This window comes from Novosphingobium sp. BL-S-19, assembly GCF_055521675.1.
The window spans coordinates 1,754,900-1,776,981 of record NZ_CM145498.1 but is presented as its reverse complement, the minus strand read 5'-3'; the positions used below and the strand labels follow the sequence as shown (position 1 = coordinate 1,776,981).

18 protein-coding genes and 1 other RNA gene are annotated in these 22,082 nt (G+C 63.6%); 2 read left to right on the top strand and 17 right to left on the bottom strand.

Going from position 1 to position 22,082, the window contains the following annotated elements:
- Positions 1–59: 59 nt before the first annotated feature.
- The 9 genes from ACZ1JV_RS16575 to hrpB form a co-directional block, all read right to left on the bottom strand.
- Positions 60–1,085: an aspartate-semialdehyde dehydrogenase gene (locus ACZ1JV_RS16575; RefSeq protein ID WP_465138521.1), complete on the bottom strand. Its 1,026-nt coding sequence runs from the start codon at positions 1,083–1,085 to the stop codon at positions 60–62.
- 168 nt (positions 1,086–1,253) lie between these two features.
- On the bottom strand, positions 1,254–2,669 hold the full coding sequence (locus ACZ1JV_RS16570; protein WP_465152415.1) for a DUF418 domain-containing protein: 1,416 nt from the start codon (positions 2,667–2,669) through the stop codon (positions 1,254–1,256).
- Between the two features lie 91 nt (positions 2,670–2,760).
- Positions 2,761–3,951 (bottom strand): GGDEF domain-containing protein, encoded by a 1,191-nt coding sequence (locus tag ACZ1JV_RS16565; RefSeq protein WP_465152414.1) that lies wholly within the window; start codon positions 3,949–3,951, stop codon positions 2,761–2,763.
- A gap of 164 nt (positions 3,952–4,115) precedes the next feature.
- The gene (gene lon / locus ACZ1JV_RS16560) at positions 4,116–6,518 is read right to left on the bottom strand and encodes an endopeptidase La (protein WP_465138200.1); all 2,403 of its coding nucleotides are present in this window, start codon (positions 6,516–6,518) and stop codon (positions 4,116–4,118) included.
- Between the two features lie 388 nt (positions 6,519–6,906).
- Positions 6,907–7,242 carry a YbaB/EbfC family nucleoid-associated protein gene (locus tag ACZ1JV_RS16555; protein ID WP_395395359.1) on the bottom strand — a complete coding sequence of 112 codons (336 nt, stop codon included), beginning with the start codon at positions 7,240–7,242 and terminating at the stop codon, positions 6,907–6,909.
- A gap of 1 nt (position 7,243) precedes the next feature.
- A complete protein-coding gene (locus tag ACZ1JV_RS16550; RefSeq protein WP_465152413.1) occupies positions 7,244–9,154 on the bottom strand; it encodes a DNA polymerase III subunit gamma/tau in 1,911 nt (636 codons plus the stop codon).
- A 128-nt stretch (positions 9,155–9,282) separates the two neighbouring features.
- Positions 9,283–9,377: signal recognition particle sRNA small type (gene ffs / locus ACZ1JV_RS16545), an RNA gene on the bottom strand.
- A gap of 144 nt (positions 9,378–9,521) precedes the next feature.
- Positions 9,522–9,800 carry an ETC complex I subunit gene (locus ACZ1JV_RS16540; RefSeq protein WP_465138198.1) on the bottom strand — a complete coding sequence of 93 codons (279 nt, stop codon included), beginning with the start codon at positions 9,798–9,800 and terminating at the stop codon, positions 9,522–9,524.
- A gap of 45 nt (positions 9,801–9,845) precedes the next feature.
- Positions 9,846–12,299 carry an ATP-dependent helicase HrpB gene (gene hrpB / locus ACZ1JV_RS16535; RefSeq protein WP_465152412.1) on the bottom strand — a complete coding sequence of 818 codons (2,454 nt, stop codon included), beginning with the start codon at positions 12,297–12,299 and terminating at the stop codon, positions 9,846–9,848.
- A 143-nt stretch (positions 12,300–12,442) separates the two neighbouring features.
- Between hrpB and ACZ1JV_RS16530 the strand changes: the two genes are divergently transcribed.
- Positions 12,443–14,395 carry a putative bifunctional diguanylate cyclase/phosphodiesterase gene (locus ACZ1JV_RS16530; RefSeq protein ID WP_465152411.1) on the top strand — a complete coding sequence of 651 codons (1,953 nt, stop codon included), beginning with the start codon at positions 12,443–12,445 and terminating at the stop codon, positions 14,393–14,395.
- 6 nt (positions 14,396–14,401) lie between these two features.
- Here the strand turns inward: ACZ1JV_RS16530 and ACZ1JV_RS16525 are convergent, their stop codons facing one another.
- From ACZ1JV_RS16525 to ACZ1JV_RS16510, 4 genes are all read right to left on the bottom strand, one after another.
- Complete coding sequence (locus ACZ1JV_RS16525) at positions 14,402–15,163, bottom strand: hypothetical protein (RefSeq protein WP_465152410.1); 762 nt, start codon at positions 15,161–15,163, stop codon at positions 14,402–14,404.
- 104 nt (positions 15,164–15,267) lie between these two features.
- Positions 15,268–16,359 carry a linear amide C-N hydrolase gene (locus ACZ1JV_RS16520; RefSeq protein WP_465152409.1) on the bottom strand — a complete coding sequence of 364 codons (1,092 nt, stop codon included), beginning with the start codon at positions 16,357–16,359 and terminating at the stop codon, positions 15,268–15,270.
- A gap of 26 nt (positions 16,360–16,385) precedes the next feature.
- Entirely contained in the window at positions 16,386–17,312 is a 927-nt protein-coding gene (locus ACZ1JV_RS16515) for a hypothetical protein (RefSeq protein WP_465152408.1), read from the bottom strand.
- Between the two features lie 191 nt (positions 17,313–17,503).
- Complete coding sequence (locus ACZ1JV_RS16510; protein WP_465138192.1) at positions 17,504–18,520, bottom strand: polyprenyl synthetase family protein; 1,017 nt, start codon at positions 18,518–18,520, stop codon at positions 17,504–17,506.
- A 133-nt stretch (positions 18,521–18,653) separates the two neighbouring features.
- On the opposite strand from ACZ1JV_RS16510, the gene ACZ1JV_RS16505 reads away from it, so the two are divergent.
- The gene (locus ACZ1JV_RS16505) at positions 18,654–18,953 is read left to right on the top strand and encodes a chorismate mutase (protein WP_465152407.1); all 300 of its coding nucleotides are present in this window, start codon (positions 18,654–18,656) and stop codon (positions 18,951–18,953) included.
- A 79-nt stretch (positions 18,954–19,032) separates the two neighbouring features.
- Here ACZ1JV_RS16505 and ACZ1JV_RS16500 read toward each other — a convergent pair whose 3' ends face one another.
- The 4 genes from ACZ1JV_RS16500 to ACZ1JV_RS16485 form a co-directional block, all read right to left on the bottom strand.
- Positions 19,033–19,236 carry a hypothetical protein gene (locus tag ACZ1JV_RS16500; RefSeq protein ID WP_465138190.1) on the bottom strand — a complete coding sequence of 68 codons (204 nt, stop codon included), beginning with the start codon at positions 19,234–19,236 and terminating at the stop codon, positions 19,033–19,035.
- A 144-nt stretch (positions 19,237–19,380) separates the two neighbouring features.
- On the bottom strand, positions 19,381–20,697 hold the full coding sequence (locus ACZ1JV_RS16495; protein WP_465152591.1) for a sensor histidine kinase: 1,317 nt from the start codon (positions 20,695–20,697) through the stop codon (positions 19,381–19,383).
- 121 nt (positions 20,698–20,818) lie between these two features.
- Entirely contained in the window at positions 20,819–21,496 is a 678-nt protein-coding gene (locus ACZ1JV_RS16490) for a response regulator (RefSeq protein ID WP_132385684.1), read from the bottom strand.
- Between the two features lie 134 nt (positions 21,497–21,630).
- Positions 21,631–21,975: a PepSY domain-containing protein gene (locus ACZ1JV_RS16485; RefSeq protein ID WP_465152406.1), complete on the bottom strand. Its 345-nt coding sequence runs from the start codon at positions 21,973–21,975 to the stop codon at positions 21,631–21,633.
- Positions 21,976–22,082 lie beyond the last annotated feature (107 nt).

Genomic DNA, 22,082 nt, shown 5'->3' with positions numbered 1-22,082 from the left:
TCCGCGAAGCCTGCGCCTCGCGGACCTTTTTGCTTGAGTTCAGGCCGAAGCCCGCCGCATCAGCCCTTCTTGAGGTGACGACGGCCCAGCAGTTCGGCGATCTGCACCGCGTTCAGGGCAGCGCCCTTGCGCAGGTTGTCCGAAACGCACCACAGCGCCAGACCATTCTCTACGGTCGGGTCTTCGCGCACGCGGCTGACGTAAGTCGCGCTGTCGCCCACGGCTTCGACCGGGGTGACGTAGCCACCGTCTTCACGCTTGTCGACGAGCATGATGCCCGGCGATTCACGCAGGATGTCCTGCGCTTCCTCGGCCGAAATCTCGTTCTCGAACTCGATGTTCAGCGATTCCGAGTGGCCGACGAAGACCGGCACGCGAACGCAAGTCGCCTGGATCTTGATCTTGGGATCGAGGATCTTCTTGGTCTCGACCACCATCTTCCACTCTTCCTTGGTGGAACCGTCGTCGAGGAAGACGTCGATGTGCGGGATCACGTTGAAAGCGATCTGCTTGGTGAACTTGCGCGCTTCCACCTGATCGCCGACGAAGATCGCGCGGCTCTGTTCGAACAGTTCGTCCAGGCCGGCCTTGCCCGCGCCCGAAACCGACTGGTAGGTCGAAACGACGACGCGCTTGATCTTCGCCTTGTCGTGCAGCGGCTTCAGCGCCACGACCATCTGCGCGGTGGAGCAGTTGGGATTGGCGATGATGTTGCGCGCCTTGTAGCCGTCGATGGCGTCCGGATTCACTTCCGGCACGATCAGCGGCACGTCCGGGTCCATGCGGTAGAGCGATGAGTTGTCGATCACCACGCAGCCGGCAGCAGCGGCCTTGGGCGCGTAAATCTTCGTCGGTTCGGAGCCTGCGGCGAAGAGCGCAATATCCCAACCGGTGAAATCGAAGTGCTCGATGTTCTTTACTTTGAGCATTTTGCCGGTTTCGCCGAATTCAATCTCGGTCCCGGTCGAACGCGATGAAGCCACCGCTGCGATCTCGTCGCAGGGGAACTCACGCTCGGCGAGGATGTTGAGCATTTCGCGGCCGACATTTCCGGTCGCGCCGACGACGGCAACCCGGTAACCCATTTCAAGATCCTTCATGCAAAACCCGCGATGCAAGGACGCGCCGCGGGAAGCGGCCCGTTACAGGTACAGCGCGGGCATGGCAAGAGACTGCGCAAACCGCTTGCGCAAAGAGATTGTATAACGACCGAAAATTACCGTTTCAGCATGACGCGAGAAACGGAATAACCGTCACGCCGGCAAGACGGCATCTGTCTCTCCACCGGGTGCGGGCGGGGCCAACGCCTGCCCCTTGCGCCGCAGAAACGGCTGACGCTTCCAGTAGGATAGCGAACGCCATACCCACTCCAGCGGGCCGCTGACGAAGACGCGCAGCCAGACGTTGGCCAGTGCCAGCATCAGCAGGTTGAACGCGGTTGCCAGCACCATCAGGTGGAACCAGCCGAACCGCTCCCACCATCCCAGCCCCCATGGTGCGAAGACGAACCAGATCATCACGACGCTGGTAGTCATGTAAACGGTGAAGGCCATACGGCCCACCGCCTTGAACGGTGCCAGAAGGAATCGGCCCGGCCGCGTGAGCAACAGCAGGTTGAACAGGCCGACGTGCCCCAGCGTCACACAAAGCCGGGCAAACTCCTCGGTAATCCAGCCGATCTTGGGCTCCAGCGTAAAGCGGAAGATTTCGTGCACGCCCCAGACCCGCAGCCCGCATCCCACCGCATAGCCGCAGATCGCCAGAACCAGATAGAACGGTGCCGATCGCGCTCCCTGCAGCACGCCCCATTTGAACAGAGCCATGCCGATGAACATAGCGCAGACCGCTTCCAACACCCCGAAAAACGTGCCGCCCCCGGCGCCGAACACCTTGTTCCAGGTGCTCCAGTTGAACTGCGCCATATCGAGGGGCGTGCCGTTGAACGCCTTGCGCTCGGCTTCGATCTTCTCCTGCCGCTCGTTCGGAATCGGCTTGGAAAGGTCGATCGCGGCCTGCTTCTTGCGAAACTCCTTGATCGCCTCGCTCTCCTTCTCGGTCACCTTCGCGCCCGTCTGCTCCTTCGCCTCGATGCGCGAGGCTTCCCGCAGCAGGTCCACCCGTTCGCCATAGCCGACCAGACCGCCGCCTCCGGGCCAGCCGATGGCACTCACCAGCGCAAACAGCAGCCCCATCGCCAATAGCGTGCGCGGCGGCAGCTTGCGGAACGGGAACAGGAACAATGCGGAAAGCCCGTAGACCAGCAGGATATCGCCGATCCACAGGACCACGAAGATATCGATCAGGCCGAACAGGATCAGCCAGAGATTGCGGCGATAGAACAAGTCCGCAACGGCCACCGGATCGTCCGGCTTCATCGCCTTTGCGGTGAAGACCAGCACCCCCGCGCCGAACAGGAATTCGAACAGGCCGCGCTGGGTGCCGTCCCAGAAGATGCGGATCGCCGCCCATGTCGCCTGATCGGCCGGTTCCCATGACAGGCGCCGGGGATCCGGCATCCACGAAGACAGGTTCGTGCCCATGAAAGGAATGTTCATGTAGAAGATGCCCAGGATCGCGATGCCGCGCAGCACATCGAGGCTCTCGATCCGCTGCCGCCCGCGCACGGGTGCTAGCTCTACCGGAACATGTGCGTCCGCCGTCGTCGCCATGGGGCCCTCACGCCGCTTTCGGCCGAAGATGCGCCTTTGGGTTGCGGAACGTCAATTCATCAGAATTGCGTAGACCGCCGGGGTCGGGATACTAGGCTGGCTCTACGCGATTGCGTCCGCTGACTTTCGCCCGATAAAGTGCGGCATCGGCGGCCGACAGAAGATCCGCAAGATCATCCCCGTCGCATCCCAGTTCGGCGATGCCGATGCTGACCGTCGATTTGATGTCCACCCCTTCGACATCGATCTCCGCAAAGCCGCTGACCACGCGTTGCGCCAGGGATGCCGCCTCTTCGCCGGACTCGCTGGCCAGCAATGCGGCAAATTCCTCTCCGCCGATTCGCGCAAGAATCGCATCCCCTCCTACGACGCGTCTGGCGAAGCTCGCGAACAGCTTGAGCACTTCATCGCCGGCCGCATGGCCGAACCGATCGTTGATGGTCTTGAAATGATCGAGATCGAAAGCGAGCAAAAAGGTGCGCGCATCCGCTGGCGTATCGCGGATATGTTGTTCTGCTTCTTCAAAGAACCAGCGCCGATTGCCCAGACCGGTCAGATAGTCCGTGCGCGACGCTTTCAGCAATTGATCGTGAGCTTCCTCTCGCAGCAGAGCCATCAGCGCCATCGGCAGACCAACCGAATAAAGTACGCCCTCGTACATCGTGAACACGCTTGAAATCGCAAGCATCTGCGGCCCAAACACCGGCACCATGAAAGGCAGAACGAACGCCCTGCCCATATAGAAAAGGGCATGCATGACCATAAAGGCAAGCGCGATACCATGCGATCGCAAGAGGCGAAGGCGCCCGTTTGTCCATAGGTCTCGCGCCATCAGCACGTTGACCAGGGCAATGGGAAATGCGCTGACGTAGTTCCAGACGACGCCCTGCCAACGCATGCCTATCAACACCCAGACCAGCGCCTGAAAAATCAGAATGGCCAGCGAGATCGCGCCGCGCTTCCGGCCTGCCAGCCCCGCTACACCTCGGAATATCAGGAGATAGCCGCCCAGCATGACCATATTGGCCAAACCCGCGCCAAGGGCACCGGGCAACATCGTTCGGGCCATTGCCAATAGGCACCCGGCAGCCAGCATCGCATAACCGGCTGCGAGGACGCCGAGGTCCTTCCTGCGCATAGGCCGCGCATGGCGCTCCCACAGCGTCATGGCCGCGCTGAGAGCCAATGTGCCGATGGCAAGGAAGTAGAGAGTGGGGAGATCAATCCGCATTGCAGGCCCGAAGTTACGCGGCCCTTTACCTGCAATCTGCAAATTTCCCATCAATTATTGTCCGCAAACTCCCCGCTTCGAATAGGGCCGGACCAGCCATGGCAGCAAAACCGCCACGTTTCAGAAGTTTGAGCGGCCACGAAAAAAGGGCGCCGGATCGACGGCGCCCTTTTCTTATCCCTTATTCAGATTGGCCCAGTTCGCCGTGGCGGACGTTAATGCGCCGTGGCGGAGGGGGCCGGAGTCTGCGGAGGAGCGGCAGCCAGTTCGTCCGCCTCGGTCCACTCGATCGCGGTGAGCGGATCGACCAGTGCCTTGGCCAGCACTTCGTCCACGTGGCTGACCGGAATGATATCCAGCCCCTGCTTCACGTTCTCCGGGATCTCAGCCAGATCCTTGCGGTTCTCTTCCGGGATCAGCACGGTGGTGATGCCGCCACGCAGCGCCGCCAGCAGCTTCTCCTTCAGGCCGCCGATCGGCAGCACGCGGCCACGCAGGGTGACTTCGCCGGTCATGGCGATATCCTTGCGCACCGGCACGCCGGTCAGGGTCGAAACGATCGATGTGACCATGCCGATACCGGCCGAGGGCCCATCCTTGGGCACCGCGCCTTCGGGCAGGTGAATGTGGATGTCCTTCTTGTTGAAGACCGAAGGCTTGATGCCATAGGCGGGCGAACGGGCGCGCACGAAGCTGAACGCGGTCTGGATCGACTCGTTCATCACTTCGCCCAGCTTGCCGGTCGCCTTGATCGCGCCCTTGCCGGGCACGGTCACGCTTTCGATCGTCAGCAGTTCGCCGCCAACTTCCGTCCAGGCAAGGCCGGTGACGGCGCCCACCTGATGCTCTTCCTCGCCCACGCCATGGCGGAACTTCCGCACGCCGGCGAAATCGGCCAGGTTTTCGGGCGTGATCACCACTTCCTTGGTCTTGCCCTCAAGGATCTGGCGCAGCGACTTGCGCGCCAGCTTGGCAATCTCGCGCTCCAGCGTGCGAACGCCGGCTTCGCGGGTGTAGTAGCGGATCAGGTCGCGCAGGCCGTCCTGCGTCAGCGTGAATTCGCCCTTCTTCAGCCCGTGCGCTTCCACCTGCTTGCGGACCAGATGACGCTCCGCAATCTCGACCTTCTCATCCTCGGTATATCCTTCGAGGCGGATGATCTCCATGCGATCGAGCAACGGCTGCGGCAGGTTCAGGCTGTTCGCGGTGCAGACGAACATCACGTCCGACAGATCGATGTCGAGTTCCAGATAGTGGTCCTGGAACTTGGCGTTCTGTTCGGGATCGAGCACTTCGAGCAACGCCGAAGCCGGATCGCCGCGGAAATCCTGGCCCAGCTTGTCGATCTCGTCGAGCAGGAACAGCGGGTTGGACTTGCCCGACTTGCGCAAGTTCGTGACGATCTTGCCCGGCAGCGAGCCGATGTAGGTCCGACGGTGGCCGCGAATTTCGGCCTCGTCACGCACGCCGCCCAGCGACTGGCGGATGAACTCGCGCCCGGTCGCCTTGGCGATCGACTTGCCGAGCGAGGTCTTGCCGACGCCCGGAGGGCCGACGAGGCACAGGATCGGCCCCTTCAGCTTGTTGGTGCGCGCCTGCACGGCCAGATACTCGACGATGCGGTCCTTGACCTTGTCGAGCGCATAGTGATCGGCGTCGAGGATCGTCTGCGCCTCGGAAATGTCGCGCTTCAGCTTGCTCTTCTTGCCCCAGGGCAGGCCCAGCAGCACGTCGAGATAGTTGCGCACGACGGTCGCCTCGGCGCTCATCGGCTGCATCGACTTCAGCTTCTTCAGTTCGGCAGTCGCCTTTTCGCGCGCCTCCTTGGAGAGCTTGGTCTTTTCGATCTTTTCCTGAAGTTCGGCCAGCTCGTTGGCTTCTTCGCCATCGCCGCCGCCCAGCTCCGACTGGATCGCCTTGAGCTGTTCGTTCAGGTAATATTCGCGCTGGGTCTTTTCCATCTGGCGCTTCACGCGGCCACGGATCTTGCGCTCTACCTGCAGGACTCCGAGTTCGCCTTCCATGAAGGAATAGACCATTTCGAGCCGCTTGAGCGGATCGGGTTCGGACAGGACAGCCTGCTTGTCGGCCACCTTGGCCGAAAGCTGCGCGGCCACCGTATCGGCCAGGCGCGCGGCATCGTCGATATCGCCCAGCTGTTCACCAGCATCCTGCGACAGCTTCTTGTTGAGCTTCGCATATTCGCCGAACTGTTCGACGACAGAGCGCATCATCGCGGCGACTTCGGTGCCTTCGGCGGTATCGGCTTCGATCCGTTCGACTTCGGCGACCAGCATCTCGCCCTCGGCGCTCTGCTCGGCCTGAAGGCCGTTCAGGCGGGCGCGCTCCTGCCCTTCCACCAGCACGCGGACGGTGCCATCGGGCAACTTGAGCAGTTGCAGGACGCTGGCGATCACGCCGGTGTCGTAGAGGTCATCCCGTTCGGGATCGTCGCAGCCAGGGTCGAGCTGGGCGAGCAGGAAGATATCCTTTTCCCCCGCCATCGCCGCTTCCAGCGCGGCCACCGATTTCTCGCGACCAACGAAAAGCGGGACGACCATGCCGGGAAACACGACGATATCGCGCAGGGGCAGCAACGGAAGCAGGTTCAAGAGCATATCCAATTCTATACGAGCCGAAGCCCATTCGGACTCCCAGCCATTTGCGATAGATATGGGGTCAATCGCGAAACACGCAATGGAATAGCCGCGAAAGACTGTGGAAGCGCTTGCCTTTCGCCTCCACGGTAATCCCTATTGTCCGGTTAGAAAATCCGCAACCAAGCGAATGTTTCCGGGATGGAAGCTGTTCCGAAAATGAGACGCCGGGGGCGCACCACATCGCTCGGGCATTGAACCGTCATCGCGGCAAAAACATCACGAGCAGAAAAAACACCGCCCCGGGAACGGCCACGAAGCAATCGCGGCACCTTCCCGAGGCGGCGTCAATATCGTTCGGGCCATCCGATCCGCAGCGCAGAATTCCTGCGGATCGACCGGCTCCGGATCAGAACGGCAGCTTGAAGCCCGGCGGCAGGCCCATGCCCTGCTGGGCCTTGGCCAGTTCCTCGTTCGCGACCGAGTCCGCCTTGACGCGCGCGTCGTTGTAGGCAGCGGCGACGAGGTCTTCCAACATCTGCTTTTCGCCGGGAACCATCAGGCTGTCGTCGATCGCAACGCCGATGACGCGGCCCTTGGCCGAGCAGCGGATCTTCACGAGACCGCCGCCCGAAAGCCCTTCGACTTCCAGCGAGTCCAGCTTGTTCTGGGTCTCGTTCATCTGCTTCTGGATGGTCTCGGCGGCCTGCTGCGCCGCCTGGATCATCTCTTCCATGGACTTCATCTCAACGTCTCCAATTGCGCGCACCGCCGCCAACGGCAAGCGGGCGTTCATCCTCAATCACTTCGGCCTGCGGGAACGCGGCCTTGGTAGCCACCACCAGCGGATGCTGGCTAACCGCATCGCTTTCGGCCGTTTTCTTCGCTTCCGCCAGTTCGACAAGCGTCGGCGCGCCGTCTTCGCTGACCTTGAACACTTCCCAGCGCTCGCCAGTCGCCTTGGAAAGGCTGGCGCGCAGCACCGATGCGATATCCTCGCTGAAACCCGGCGGCTGCGTGTAGCGCAACAGGCTGGAGCCCAGTTCGACGACGCGAACCTGCATGCGCATGGTGTTCGCGGTCGATAGTTCGCCGGCATGCTCGACGTCTTCGACCAGTTCTTCCCAGCGCCGGGCCGAAACTGCCGGCGCAGCTGCAGCAGCAGGCGCGGCGCCCGCCGGAGAAGAAGCGGCATCGACGACCGGCGGCGCAACCGGCGCGCGCGCGGCAAGGTCTTCCAGCTTCTTCACCAGAGAGCCCGGATCGGGCATATCCGCCGCGTGCAGGATCCGCAGCAGCGCCATTTGCGTAGCGACCAGCGGATCGGGCGCGGACTTCACCTCATCATGGCCCTTGAGCAGCAGCTGCCAGATACGGTGGACCTGCCCGGCCTTCAGCGCCTTGGCCCAGTTCTCGATCGCCTCCCGCTCCTCCGCGGAGTGCGCATCGTGCGCGGAGCCGGCGACTTGCGCCACGGCAACGCGGTGGATCAGGTCCATCAACCCGCGCAGGATGGCGATCGGCTCCACGCCCAGTGCGAACTGGTGCGACACAAGCTCCAGCAGATCCGGGCCCTTGCCGTCGAGAATCGCCGCGATCAGCTTGCGCTGTACGCTCTTGTCCGAAAGGCCCAGCATGTCACGCACCTTGTCGGCACGGACCTGCCCTTCGCCGTCGAGATCGGCATGGGCGATGGCCTGATCCAGGATCGAAAGACCGTCACGCACGGAGCCATCGGCGGCAGCGGCAACCATCGCCAGTGCCTCGCCCTCGGCCTGCACGCCTTCAAGCCCGCAGACTTTGGCGAAGTGCTCGGCCAGCATCGGCGCAGGAATACGGCGCAAGTCGAAACGCTGGCAGCGCGACAGCACCGTGACCGGCAGCTTGTCCACTTCGGTCGTCGCGAAGAGGAATTTCACATGCGCAGGCGGTTCCTCAAGAGTCTTCAGCAAGGCATTGAATGCATTGCGAGAAAGCATGTGAACTTCGTCGATGATGTAGATCTTGTAGCGCGCCGAAACGGCCGCGTAGCGCACCGCCTCGATAATCTCGCGCACGTCGTCCACGCCGGTGTGCGATGCGGCGTCCATCTCGATCACATCGATATGGCGACCTTCGGCAATCGCGCGGCAAGGCTCGCACTGGCCGCAGGGATCAATGGTCGGGCCGCCCTGCCCGTCCGGACCGATGCAGTTCAGGGCCTTGGCGATCAGGCGCGCGGTCGAGGTCTTGCCGACACCGCGCACGCCGGTCATCAGGAAGGCATGGGCCAGCCGGTCGCGCTTAATGGCGTTGGCCAAGGTCTGGACCATCGCCTCCTGGCCGATCAGTTCGCCGAAGCTCTGCGGACGGTACTTGCGCGCCAGCACGCGATAGGGCTGCGCGGTAGTGCCTGTCGGCGCCTTGGGCGTGGCCGGAGCAACGGGCGCGGCCGCAGGTGCAGGCGCCGCAGGCTCGGCGGCTTTGGGCTCAGGTTCAGGCTCGACTGCGGCCGGCGCTGGTTCCGGCTCGGCCACTGACTCAGGCGCGGGTTCGGGATCACCGAACATCGACACCTGCCCGGCAGCTTCCATTTCCGCCGAAGTCGGTGCGGCCTCTTCCTCGTCCCCGTCGTTCCAGGGCGGGCTGTCGCCGAACATGTCGCGTGAATCGTCCATCGCGTGACAAACTAGGGGCTGGGGCCGGAATTGTCAGGAGGAAAGCGATTTGCTCCACAGCCGCGCACAAAAAATGCCGCGTTTCGGCGGCATGGAACCCCGCAAGAGGGGGGTGTTTCGCGATGTGTGAAGAAGGAGCCGGGCGACCCGCCGCAATCCGTTGTGGCTGCTTCCTTCCGGACCTGACCAAGTTGGCGAACGCAAACGTCCACCCGACTCCCGGGCGGGCATATGGCGGCGCATTGTCGGTTTGTCCAGCCCCGGATCGCAGGAAAATCGCATGGCCTGTAACGGCATCGGCCCGCGTTTCCATTGGCGGAAACGCGGGCCGATTGCTGCAAAAACGAGCGCCCTAAGGCGCGTGCGATCAACGGAAGTTGTCGGCGTATGCCTGGATCTTCAGACGGCGCGGCGGCGTGGCGTGCACTTCGGCTTCGATGCCGTAGCGCGCGGCATAGGCCTTCGCCTCATCCACGGTGGGGAACTTCAGCGTAACCTGCTGCTGCGTATCGCCGGAACCGGCCCAGCCCATCAGCGGGTCGGGCTTCTTGGCCTCCGCAGGGACGAATTCGAGGATCCACTGATCCAGCAGTGCCTTGCCGGACTGCATGGCGTTCTTCGGGCGCTGATAGATGCGTGCACTCATGGGAATGCGCTTTGCCGTCGAATCGGGGAGAGAATCAAGCGCAAATCATTTGCCGCGGGATGCTTCGAATGCATTTCTGGTCTTCAGGCTGGGATCTTCGGTCCACGGCTCGTCCGGCCAACGGTGGCGAGGATAGCGCCCCTTCATGTCGCGCTGCACATCGCGCCACGATCCACGCCAGAAACCGGGCAGGTCGCGCGTGGTCTGGATCGGGCGGCCGGCGGGCGACGTCAGCTTCAGCAAAAGCGGCTGCGGCGGCTGGCCGAAACTGGGATGGCGGTCCAGCCCGAACAGCGCCTGCACGCGTACTTCCACGCTGGGCCCGCCCTCATCCTCGTAATCGATGGCATGGCTGGTACCGGCGGGGCTCCGAAACTCCGGCGGTGCGAGCTTTTCCAGCGTCTGCTGATCGTCCCAGGTCATGCGATTTCGCAGCGCATCGCCCAGCGCCGCCTTGTCGATCGCGTCGAGCCGGCGGCCCAGCAGCGGCCCCAGCCAGTCATCGAGGTCGGCCAGCAGCGATTCTTCGGACAGCGCCTCGATCCCGGCATAACGCGCGCGGCGCAGCAGGGCATGGGCGCCCTTGCCGAACGGCACCAGATCCAGCCCCTTCTCCCGCACACGTTCGAGCAGGAATGCCGCAATCGCCGCTGGATCGGGCGACGGATCGGGGCCGGATGCCAGCGTAATCGCACCGATACGCCGCTCCAGCCGTGCTTCCACGCGGCCTTCCGATTCGTTCCAGCGCAGCACGGAGCGACGCTCGATCCGATCGGACAGCCATTGCTCCACCTCGATCGATTCGATTGTCGCGCCCGACAGGATCCGCGCGCCGCGCGCCTGCCCTTGCGCATCGCCGATCACCATCCATTCGCGCGTGGCGAGCGGCGACGCCGGATCGAGCACATAGCCCCTGCCCCCGGCCGAGAGCCAGTTCTCGCCATTCGCATCGCGTCGCCGCGCCAGCATGTCCGGCCGGCCGAGCGCCAGCAGCACGCCGGCCGGAACGTCCTCGCCATGTTCAGGAGCCCTGACCAGAGCACGCGCACGCTTTGCCCAGCCAGCCGCCAGCTTGCGCGAGGCTTCGGCACGCGGCGAACGGTCTCCATCCCAGCGTGACAGGCGCTGCGACAGATCCTCGCTTCGGCCGCCCAGCCCGCGTTCCTGCAAGAGCAACGCCAGTTTCGCCGCGGGCCCGGCCGCTCCCAGTTCGGCGGCATGCAGGATCATCGCCGCCTGCGCCGGATCCATCGGCAGACTGGCAACCTTCCGGCCGAAATCGGTGATCCGCCCTTCGCCGTCCAGCGCGCCCAATGCTTCCAGCTGGCGCCGGGCGGCATCCAGCGCAGGCACCGGCGGCGAATCGAGCCATGCCATGGCCGCCGGATCGCCCGCGCCCCACTGCGCCAACGACAGCGTCAACGGTGCCAGATCGCTGGTCAGCATCTCGGGCGGATCGAATTCCGGCCGCCCCGGATGCGCAGCCTCTTCCCACAGGCGATAGGCCACTCCGGGGCCTTGGCGGGCGGCGCGCCCGGCCCGCTGCGCGGCGGAGGCGCGACTGGCGCGATGTGTAACCAGCCGAGTGACGCCCGCCGCTTTGTCGAACTCCGCCCGCCGCGACAGCCCGGCGTCGACGACCACCGAAACGCCGTCCAGCGTCAGCGAGGTTTCGGCAATCGCCGTGGCCAGCACGATTCGCCGCCGCCCTTCCGCATCGCGGCGAATCGCGGCGCGCTGGGCGGCCGGCTCACACTGGCCGTGCAGCGGGAGCACCAAGGCTTGCGGAAGCCGCTCCGCCAATCTTTCCGCCACCCGATCGATCTCGCGAACGCCGGGAAGGAAGGCGAGGATGTCGCCCTCCTGCTCCCGCCATGCGGTGAGAATCGCCGATGCCGTCGCATCCTCTGTCCGCAAGTCCGGCGCAGCGCCCAGCCAGCGCAAGCCAAGTGGCCAGGCCTTGCCCTCGCTCTCGATCACCGGCGTTGCGGCGCCTAGCAGGCGCGCGAAACGGGCACCGTCGATCGTTGCCGACATGACGACGATCCGCAGGTCCTCGCGCAGGACTTCCGCGGCCTCCACCGCAAGGGCAAGCCCAAGGTCGCTGTCCAGATGGCGTTCGTGTGCCTCGTCGAACAGCACCGCGGAAATGCCCGAAAGCTCCGGATCGGCGAGGATTGTCGCGACGAAGATCGCCTCCGTCATCACCACCACACGCGTGCGCGCAGTGCGTTTGACATCAAGGCGGGTGACATAGCCGATCGTCTCGCCCGCCTGCTCGCCCAGTTGCGCGGCCATGCGTTCGGCAGCGGCGCGCGCGGCCACGCGGCGGGGCGAAAGCAGGATGACGGTGCCGGTGCACCAGGGCTCCGCCAAAAGCGCCGGGGCCAACGCGGTTGTTTTGCCGGCGCCGGGCGGCGCGATCAGCACGGCGCGTGGCCCTGCGCGCAGGGCAGCCAGCATTTCGGGAAGCACGGAATGGATCGGAAGCTCGCTCACCCATGCTTCCTTAGGAGTCATCCGCCGGCTTCGCCACCCTCACCCGGCCTTATGTAGATATCGCCAAGTCGGAGGAAATTTTTGCCGCCATCCACTCTTCCTCAACGATTGATAACTAACCGTGGCTGTCGGAGTTCATGACGTTGCAAGAAGCAGAAAACAGCCCCGCCAAGTCCTACCGTGCCGGCCAATTTCCTTTGCCGGTCGCGCAATACCTGCGCCTGCGAGAGCGGATTCCACCGCTTTACGGCCTGTTGTCGGTAAATGCCGGCATCCTGGCCTACACGCATCGCGCTCTTGCCCCGGGCTATCTCACGCTCACGATTCCCGCGATTCTGATCGCGCTTTGCATCGTGCGCATGATTGCTTGGATGCGCCCTACCACCGCAGCCGACTTCGATTGCGAGATCGCGCAGCACCGGATGCGGCGCACGACCTGGCTGGCGGTGATGATCTCGCTCGCATTCGTGGGATGGGCGTTGACGCTGGACCAGTACGGCGGCGCCTACGAACACGGGCATGTCGCCACCTTCGTCGCGGTAACCGTGCTGGGCTGCGTGTTCTGCCTGACGTTCCTGCCCACCGCCGCGCTGCTGATCTGCGTGACGGTGCTGAGCATCTTCCTGGTCTACAGCGTTTTGATGGGGCCTCTGGTGCGCGTGGCCATCGCGGTGAACATCGCATTGGTCACCCTGGTGATCCTCAAGATCCTTCGCGACACCTACGATTCGTTCATCGCGCTGGAAACCACACAGCGCGCGCTGGCCAGCGAACGCCGGCAGGCGCAGGCGCTGGGGGCAGAAAATGCCCGGCTGGCGGAAACCGATGCGTTAACGGGCCTGCCCAACCGCCGCCATTTCTTCGGCTGCCTCGAATCGATGCTGGTCAACGCCGCCGCTGACGAAGTGTTCTACGTGGGCCTGATCGATCTGGACCGCTTCAAGCCGGTGAACGACACTTACGGCCATGCGCAGGGCGATCGCCTGCTGCAGGTGCTCGGCGAACGCATGCTGGCGCAGTGCCCCGACAATGCCGTGATCGCGCGGCTTGGCGGCGACGAATTCGGCCTGATCGTCAAAGGCGGCTGGACCGAAGCCGAAGCGGTGGCGCAAGCACTCTGCGCGGAAGTGCGTCGGCCCGCACGGATCGGCGACATCGTCGTGGCTGTCGGCTGCTCAGCCGGCCTTGCCGATTTCCCCGCCAGCGGCCGCAGTGCGCACGAACTGTTCGACCGCGCCGACTTTGCGCTTTATCACGCCAAGAACGAGAAGCGCGGCCAATGCGTTCGCTTCTCCAGCGAGTTGGAGCGCATGATCCGCACCGAGCAGGCGCTGGATGCCGCGCTGCAAACGGCCGACCTGTCGCGTGAACTTTCCATGGTCTACCAGCCGATCGTCGCGACCGAAAATCGCGCTCCCATGGGCGTCGAATGCCTTGCCCGCTGGACTTCGCCGACGTTGGGCGCGGTCGCCCCGGAAATGCTGATCGCATCGGCCGAACGCATCGGCCGCGCCCGCGAAGTGACGCTCGCGCTGTTTCAGCAGGCCCTTGCCGCGCTCGTCAGGCTGCCGGATTCGATGCATGTGTGCTTCAACCTTTCCGGGCAGGACATCGCCGATGCCGAAACCGTGGCTGCGCTGATCGCACTGACCGAACGGTCCGGCGGCACGCCCACGCGGTTGATCTTCGAGATCACCGAAACCTCGCTCATCGCCAAGTTCGACAGCGCGCGGGACGCACTGGAAGGCCTGCGCGAGATCGGGGCACGCGTCGCTTTGGACGATTTCGGCACCGGCTATTCCAGCCTTTCCTCACTGCACCAGCTTCCGCTCGACATGGTCAAGATCGATCGCAGCTTCGCACCCCGTCTCGACGAGTCGCGCGGCCGCCGGCTGATTGCCGCGATCCGCAACCTTGCCCGTTCGCTCTCGCTCGATTGCGTGATCGAAGGGATCGAAACCGAGGAACAGATGCTCAGCGCGCGCATCGCAGGCTTCACGCTGGCGCAGGGTTATCACCTGGGCATGCCGATGCCGCTGGCCGATCTGCTGGAACGCTATGGCGCCGATCAGCGCAGCGCGTTCAGCGCCGCCTGAATTGCTTCAGAGCGAGATACCGCGCACGCCGTAGGTAATGCGGATACGCACCCAAGTGCCGATCTGCGGCTTCCCGTTGATACGCGGGGGCTGCACCTCGAACTGCCAGGCCGCATTGAAGACCGCGCGGCCAAAGCCCGATCCGCGCGGCGATTCTCCCAGGATCTGGCAATTGTCCACTTTGTAGTGCGGCTGGGTCTGGCAGGCGATCTCGCCCCAGCCGGACTGCGGACCACGATTCGGCAGATAGCCGGCCAGTTGGGCGTCGGTCGGCTCCTTGTACCAGGCAGCGTTATAGAGAACGACACCGCCGGGCCCTTCGCCGGGGCCGTAGACTCCACCCGAACCGCCAGCGGCCTGATCGCCCGAAGAGGACGAATCGCCCTTCATCTTGCCGATGTCGGCGGCGGCGAAATCGTTGCTGGACATATGCAGGAACGTGAATGCCTGCTTCTGCGCAGCCGCCGGCTTTTCCACCGGCTTGTCCGGCGCGATAACGGGTGTGACCGCCTTGTGCTCGGTATGCTTGGCCTGCTGCTGCTTGGGCTGCTGCGGGGTATCGCCGCCCTGTTCCTTTTCGTGATCAACCACATCGAATGTCGTAAGCGCCGATGTCTTCTTCACCAGCGCCGGGACAAGACCCGTCTGGGTGATCGCCAGCAGCAGCGCGATCACCAGAATGGCTGCTGAAAGCAGCGACGAGATTAAGCGCTGGCGCGGCGACCCGGGCTGATAGCCGGTGGGCGCCAGCTCGGATTCGGTGGGCATCACGCGGTCTGGATAGACGCGAGGAAGGTGCGCCGCAATTGCAGGCTTGTTGCCGTTTTATTGCGGGCCGGATGTGTTGCCCGAATGGCGCAGGGAGTGGCGCGTTAGCCGCTGAGGCCAAGGAACTTGAACGGCGCGTGGTCGACGAATTCCCCGGATGCCTCGCCAGAAAATGTGTGGTCCTGGTTCGGTCCCAGATCCAGTGTCTTCACCTTCCCGGTTTCCTTGGAGAAATCGATCTTCTTCAGGTCCACCCAGAAGGTGTTCGGGGTCAGCGCCGATTCGAAGAAATAGAGCTGGCGCTTGTGGTCGAACACCGTCCGCCAGCGGGTGGAAGAGATGTTGGGTTCCTCCGGCGTGTTGATCCCGTAAGGGACCGAGGCGTTGCGGATCACCGAAAACACGCTGGCCAGCGCCTTGTTCGGATCCTCATCCTTCGGGATCGCATTGATGTAGAATATCGCGCGGGCAAACCGGTCGGACGCGCGATTGGTGCCCGGCAGCATGACCGTGCCGCCGATCTGCTGCCAATAGCTGGCCAGCGCGAGCTGATGGTCGAAATGCGGCGAATTGGTCATGACCTGATATTGCCGGCCATGGTGGATCACCTGCTTGCCGCCAATGTATTCGACGATCGCGCTGTCTCCCGTGGCATCGGACATCGAAAGATGCAGCGTAGTCAGGCGATCCTCGCCCGGCACATTGTCGGTGACGATCGTGAACGGCTCCTTCTGAAGCGCCGTCACCGCCTCATCCACCGTCGCGAAGTTGTCTAGCATGTACTGCGCCCAGGCGGCGATCGTCAGGCCCGGCTTACCCTTGCCGTCGAAGTGCGGATATTCCGATTCCGCCAGCCAGAGCACATTCGCTTCCAGCCCCTTCTCGTTGACCCCGTCCGTGGTCGAAACGTCGTAGCCGCTGACGATCACGCTGCCGTATTTCGACGTCCACTTGATCGAATTGGGCCCGGCCTCCCCGCTGCGGGCGATACCGCGCGGCAGGATCCAGAGATTGCTAAGGATGTCGCTTTTCCAGTCCATCGAGCGCGCGGTGATGATGTTGCCATTGGGTCCCAGGTACACGGCCCGCGTGCAGGCATCGGCGGCAACGCCCGCCATCAGCATGGCCGAAAGCGCCAGCGCGCCGATCGGACGGAAGAACCTGGACGTGGCGCGCGATGCGGAATTGGGGAACATGCGGGGGCTCCTGTTCACGGTGAAAATCAGAAGAACATCGACAATCCCATCAGGGGTCCACGCTGCTGCATGTCCCAGATAAAGCGACCGCGACCGGTGAAGTCTTCCTGGTCGTACTTCTCGTAGATGAAGCGATAGCCGGCCCGCAGGATCGTCCGCTGGCCGAACACATGGGTGCGATAGCCGGCCAAGGCCACGGCATTCACGCTGATGTCCGATCCCGCCCCGAACCCGCCCGCATCGCCTTGAACAAAGAGATTCCAGTGGCTGGACAAATCCGCATTGATGCGGAGTCCCACGAAGGGATCGACCCAGTCCGCACCTTTGGAGATCTGCACCGCCAGCGGATCGACGGCGGCATCCGCCTTCAGATCGGTCCACCGCAGCCCGGCCGTGGGTTCGAACGAGATATTGCGCGGCACGCCGAAGGCCGTTTCGCCCGAAAGCGGGATGCTCCATGCCTTGTAATAGAAGCCGCCCGCCACGCGCGTGGTGCGGATGGAAAGATCGACCGGCAGCGAAAGCACCTGTTCCGTCTGCGACGTCTTCACATGCTGGGCATCGATATAGCCGCCCCAGCGGCCGCTGATGAATTCCACATTGCCCATCGCCGCAATGTCGAGATGCTTGAAAATATCCCCGAAGGGCAGATGGGCATTGCCCTGCAGGCCGGCCAGGCCAAGGTCACCGCCAAGCGATGCGCCCCAGACATAGGGGCTGACGATGATCGTCCAGTGCGTGCCCTTGCGGCCGGGCAAAGGCGCGGCAGAGACGGGATTCGCGACAGCCGAACCGTCGTCCTGCCCCAATCCGTCTGCAGAAACGCCGAAGTCCATTGCTGGCAGGGCGGCGTCGGAAGATGTCAGATCGTCACGTGCCTGCACCGCCGACGGAAGCGAGGCAGCCGCGCCTGCGGCGGCAACGGGTAGCAAGACGTAACGTAGCCAGCCCATCAACGTCTCCTTCACAGGAATACGTAATGGCGCGAAGGCTAACTATCTTTTCCTCAAGTATCAACCAAATAGGCGGGCGATCTTCTTGAGCGCGTTCACCACAAGTGCTGCAGGATACTTGTGAGCGACAGTACCTCGCAGGCATCGATGAGCCTCGGCCAAGTTGCCGAGGCTCCTGCCCGCGTGCCCAATCAGTAGCGGCGGGCCACCGCGAACTCCACCGCCTCGCACATCGCATCGCGCGCGGCACCGGCCGGGAAGATCGACAGCGCATCGCAGGCGCGCTGGGCGTAGAGCCGCGCGCGTTCGCGCGTCGCTTCCACGCAGCCGTGGCGGTTGATCAGTTCGACCGCATGGGCAAGATCTTCGTCCTCGGTACGGAAACCGGCGATGGCCTCTTCCCAGAACTTGCGTTCCTCGGCGTTGCCGCGGGCATAGGCCAGGATGACGGGCAACGTCATCTTGCCTTCACGGAAGTCGTCGCCCTTGTCCTTGCCCGATTCGGAGGCTTCCGAATCGTAGTCGATGGCATCGTCCACCAACTGGAATGCGATGCCCAGATTTCGACCGTAGGAATCAAGCGCCAGCTCCTCCGCCTCGCTCTTTTCGGCAACGATGGCCGGAATGCGCGTGGCAGCGGCGAACAGGGCGGCAGTCTTGGAACCGATGATCTGGAGGTAGTGTTCCTCGCTCGTCTCGATCCGGCGCTGCGCGGTCAGTTGGTCGACCTCACCCTCGGCAATAATCGAGCTGGCCTTGGAGAAGACCTTGAGAACCTTGAGGCTGCCGTCCTCGACCATCAGTTCGAAGGCGCGCGTGAACAGGAAATCGCCCACCAGCACCGTCGCCGGATTGCCGAATACGATGTTCGCAGCGGCCTTGCCACGGCGCATGTCGGACCCGTCGACCACATCGTCATGCAGCAGCGTGGCGGTGTGGAGGAACTCCACCGCTGCCGCCAGCTTGTGGTGGCGGTTGCCCTGATAGCCGCACAGCTCTGCCGCGGCGACCATCAGCATGGGGCGCATACGCTTGCCCCCGCCCGAAATCAGGTGGCCGGCCAGGGCCGGAATCAGCGGGATCTCGCTTTGCATGCGGTCGAGGATGACCGCGTTGACGCTGTTCATGCCCGGCGCGGTCAGCGCCAGCATGGGGGCCAGGGAAGGCTGCGATCCGCGCGTGCGCAGGGGAATGACATCGGCACTCATCGGTTCGGCGCATTGCGCGTTTGCAGGCATTTAGGCAAGAGCGAATGCCACGATACGGGCAAACGATCCGATTGGACCCATATCCCCGCGTGGACTGGAACCGCCCGCCAAGCCGTGCTAGCGGACCGACCCGATGACCGAAACCACGCCCGCAGCCGATCCCGTCCTGGCCTCCTTCCGCGCCAGCATCGACAATATCGATGCCGCGCTGATCCACATGCTTGCCGAACGATTTCGGATCACGCAGGCCGTGGGCGCGTACAAGGCCGAAAAGGACCTGCCCGCATCGGATCCGGGCCGTGAAGAGCGCCAGATCCAGCGCCTGCGCAAGCTGGCGGAAGACGCGCAGCTGGATCCCGATTTCGGTGAGAAGTTCATTCGCTTCATCATCGATGAAGTGATCCGCCATCACGAGCGCGCAAAAGCGGGCTGAACGGAGCGGCTGCCAGAGCCGCCTTAACATCGAAATTCCGAGCGGGATGCCGCCTCAGCGCCATCCCGCTCCGGCAGGCTCAATTCTCAACGAGGTCCTGAAGGCGCGTCATCAGCGCCTGGATGCGCGTGGCGGCTTCGGCGAAAGTCTCAAGGTCTTCCTTGTTGCCGTCTTCGCGCGCTTCCTTGGCGGCTTCAACATAGCCTTCCAGATCGGCTTCCAGAGCATCGACGATCATTTCGATCTCATCGGGCGACAGCGTGATCGTAACGGAATCGGTCATTAGGGGGGTATCCTCGATTACTGAGCCCGCGCCATGGAAGCGAACGGCCACTTCCGCAACTGCCGCCGACACCGGTTCCACCGGATTTTGCGCCTGAATTATGTCAGGCCAGAGATATCAGGCGCGGGATTCAAGCGAAAGATATCACGCGATCGCGCGCGGCAGGCATAGCCTTACCAGCAAGCCGCCAAGATCCTCGCTCTCGTCCAGTTCCACGGTTCCACCGTAAATTTCCACGACATCGCGCACGATGGCCAGCCCCAGCCCGGTGCCGGGCTTGCCGGTATCCAATCGCGCACCGCGATCGAATATGCGAATGCGTTCGGCCTTGGGAATACCCATGCCGTCGTCCTCGATCCAGATTTCGCACAGGCGCGAATCGCGCACCGCGTCCACCGTGACAAAGACGCTGCCACCGCCATACTTCGCCGCGTTCTCGATCAGGTTGCCGAGAATCTCCTCAAGGTCCTGCTTTTCCAGCGCCGCAACCGCATCGTGATTGCCGTCGAGATCGAATCGCGCCTGATCGTAAAGCCGCTCCACCGCACGCAGCACGGCTTCCAGGCTGGGCCAGACATCCGCGCGGGATTGCCCCACGGCGCGGCGGCCAACCGCCCTCGCCCGCGCAAGGTGATGGTCCACCTGACGGCGCATCACCGCCGCTTCCCGGATCACGGTATCGGCCAGATCGGGCGCCTTGGCGGTCGCCGCGTTCATCACCACGGTCAGCGGGGTCTTCAGTGCGTGGGCCAAGTTGCCGGCATGGGTGCGCGCTTCCTCTGCCTGCCGCTCATTATGCGCCAGAAGCGCGTTCAATTCCTCCACCAGCGGCTCCACCTCACGCGGGAGCGCGTCGTGGACCCGCGCCGAACCGGTGGTGCGCAGTTTCTGGATGGCGCGGCGCACGTGGCGAAGCGGGAACAGGCCGTACCACGTCTGCATCCCAGCCATCAGCAGCAGGCCAAAGCCCAACGCCACGAAGCTGTAGAACAGGATCGCGCGGATCATCTTGATCTGCTCGTCCAGGTCGGCACGGCTGGCGGCGACCGTGAACATCCATTTGGTGTTGCTGCCCGGCAAAATGATGGACCGTTCCATCACGCGCAGCGGCTCGCCAGCGAACTGGCCCGAATCGTACACATGCGGCTGCGCGTCGAAATGATCGGCCGGCACGTCCAGACTGCGATCCCATAGCGAGCGCGACGGGAAATCCTCATGCCCCTTGCCGCGAATCTGCCAGTAGAGGCCCGAATTCGGCTCAAGGAAGCGCTGGTCGCCCAGCGGGCGGTTGAAGAACACCTCGCCGTCCGGCCCGATCTCTGCCGATCCGATCATGCCGGTGAGCATGTAGCCCAGCTGCTCGTCGTAATTGCGGGTGACGAGGCCGGCCAGCGTGTGATCCAGCGCCAGCCCGCCGACCAGCAGGAGGATCGAGATCCATCCCGCCGCGATCAGCATCATGCGCCGCGCGAGCGAACCCGTGGACGCCTCATGCGGGAAACGCGCGCGCGAACCTTGCTGCGCGGGATCGGCGGTCACGGGCTCGGCGGCGGCCTCCGCCGCCCCTTCAGCCACGCGATCCTCAGCCGCGGCCGGGTTCTGCGGGATCGTCGAGACTGTAGCCAAGACCACGGATCGTCGTGATGACATCGGCACCCAGCTTCTTGCGAATGCGGGTGACGAAGACCTCGATCGTGTTCGAATCGCGGTCGAAATCCTGATCGTAGATATGCTCGATCAGTTCGGTGCGGCTGACCACCTTGCCCTTGTGATGCATCAGGTAGGACAGCAGCTTGTATTCCTGCGCGGTCATCTTCACCGGCTCACCGGCCAGCGTGACGCGGCCCGAACGGGTGTCGAGACGGACATCGCCCGCAGTCAGTTCGCTGGAGGTATTGCCCGAAGCACGGCGGATCAGCGCACGCAGGCGGGCGATCAGTTCCTCGGTCTGGAACGGCTTGGCCAGATAGTCGTCGGCGCCGGCGTCAAGACCGGCCACCTTGTCGGACCAGGAATCGCGCGCGGTCAGTACCAGCACGGGGAAGTCACGCCCTTCGCGGCGCCACATGCCCAGCACGGTAAGGCCATCGATCTCGGGCAGGCCAAGGTCGAGGATCACGGCGTCGTAATCTTCGGTGGAGCCAAGGAAATGTCCATCCTCGCCATCCGTCGAAAGGTCGACGGCATAGCCGGTCTGTTCCAGCGTGGTCTTCAGCTGGTTGCCGAGTGTGGGTTCATCCTCGACGATCAGGATGCGCAAATCGGTCTCTCCCTCGATGAGGTGCCCAGACTGGGCGGCATAAATGAATGAAGCAAATGGGATGAAAGGCCGAAAGCGTCAAGCGATCCGGCCGGTCGCTGCAACGCAAGGGCAGGAAACGTACAACCGGCCAATCAGCGCGATTGGCCGATCACGCGGCCGGTGCGGGCATCCACATCGACGAAATAGACCTTTCCATTCTGGATGAACTTGAGCCGGTACGCCATGGCGGCCGGATCGTAATCGGGGCCGAGATACTGCATCCCGCCCATGCGCGGCAGCACCAATTGCTCGATCTGGCGGATCGACAGGATATTGCCGGCCTTGCGCTCACGGCGTGCCTCGCCCTGATCCCCGCCCGGATCGGCGTGTGCGCCAAGCGTGGGCACGACCAGTGCAAACGCGGCAACCGCGATCGCACCCAACGATGCGCTCAAAGATGCGCTACCTGTTGCAAGGGAGGAGACGAAGCGTTTCATAATGCCTTGCGTGCCTAAGCACCGGGGCTTGAACAAGTCCTGAATGTGGCAGGAAGGAGGCACAGGCTGAAATGTGTTGCACGAATCCCACGCCTGTCTTGCAGCCT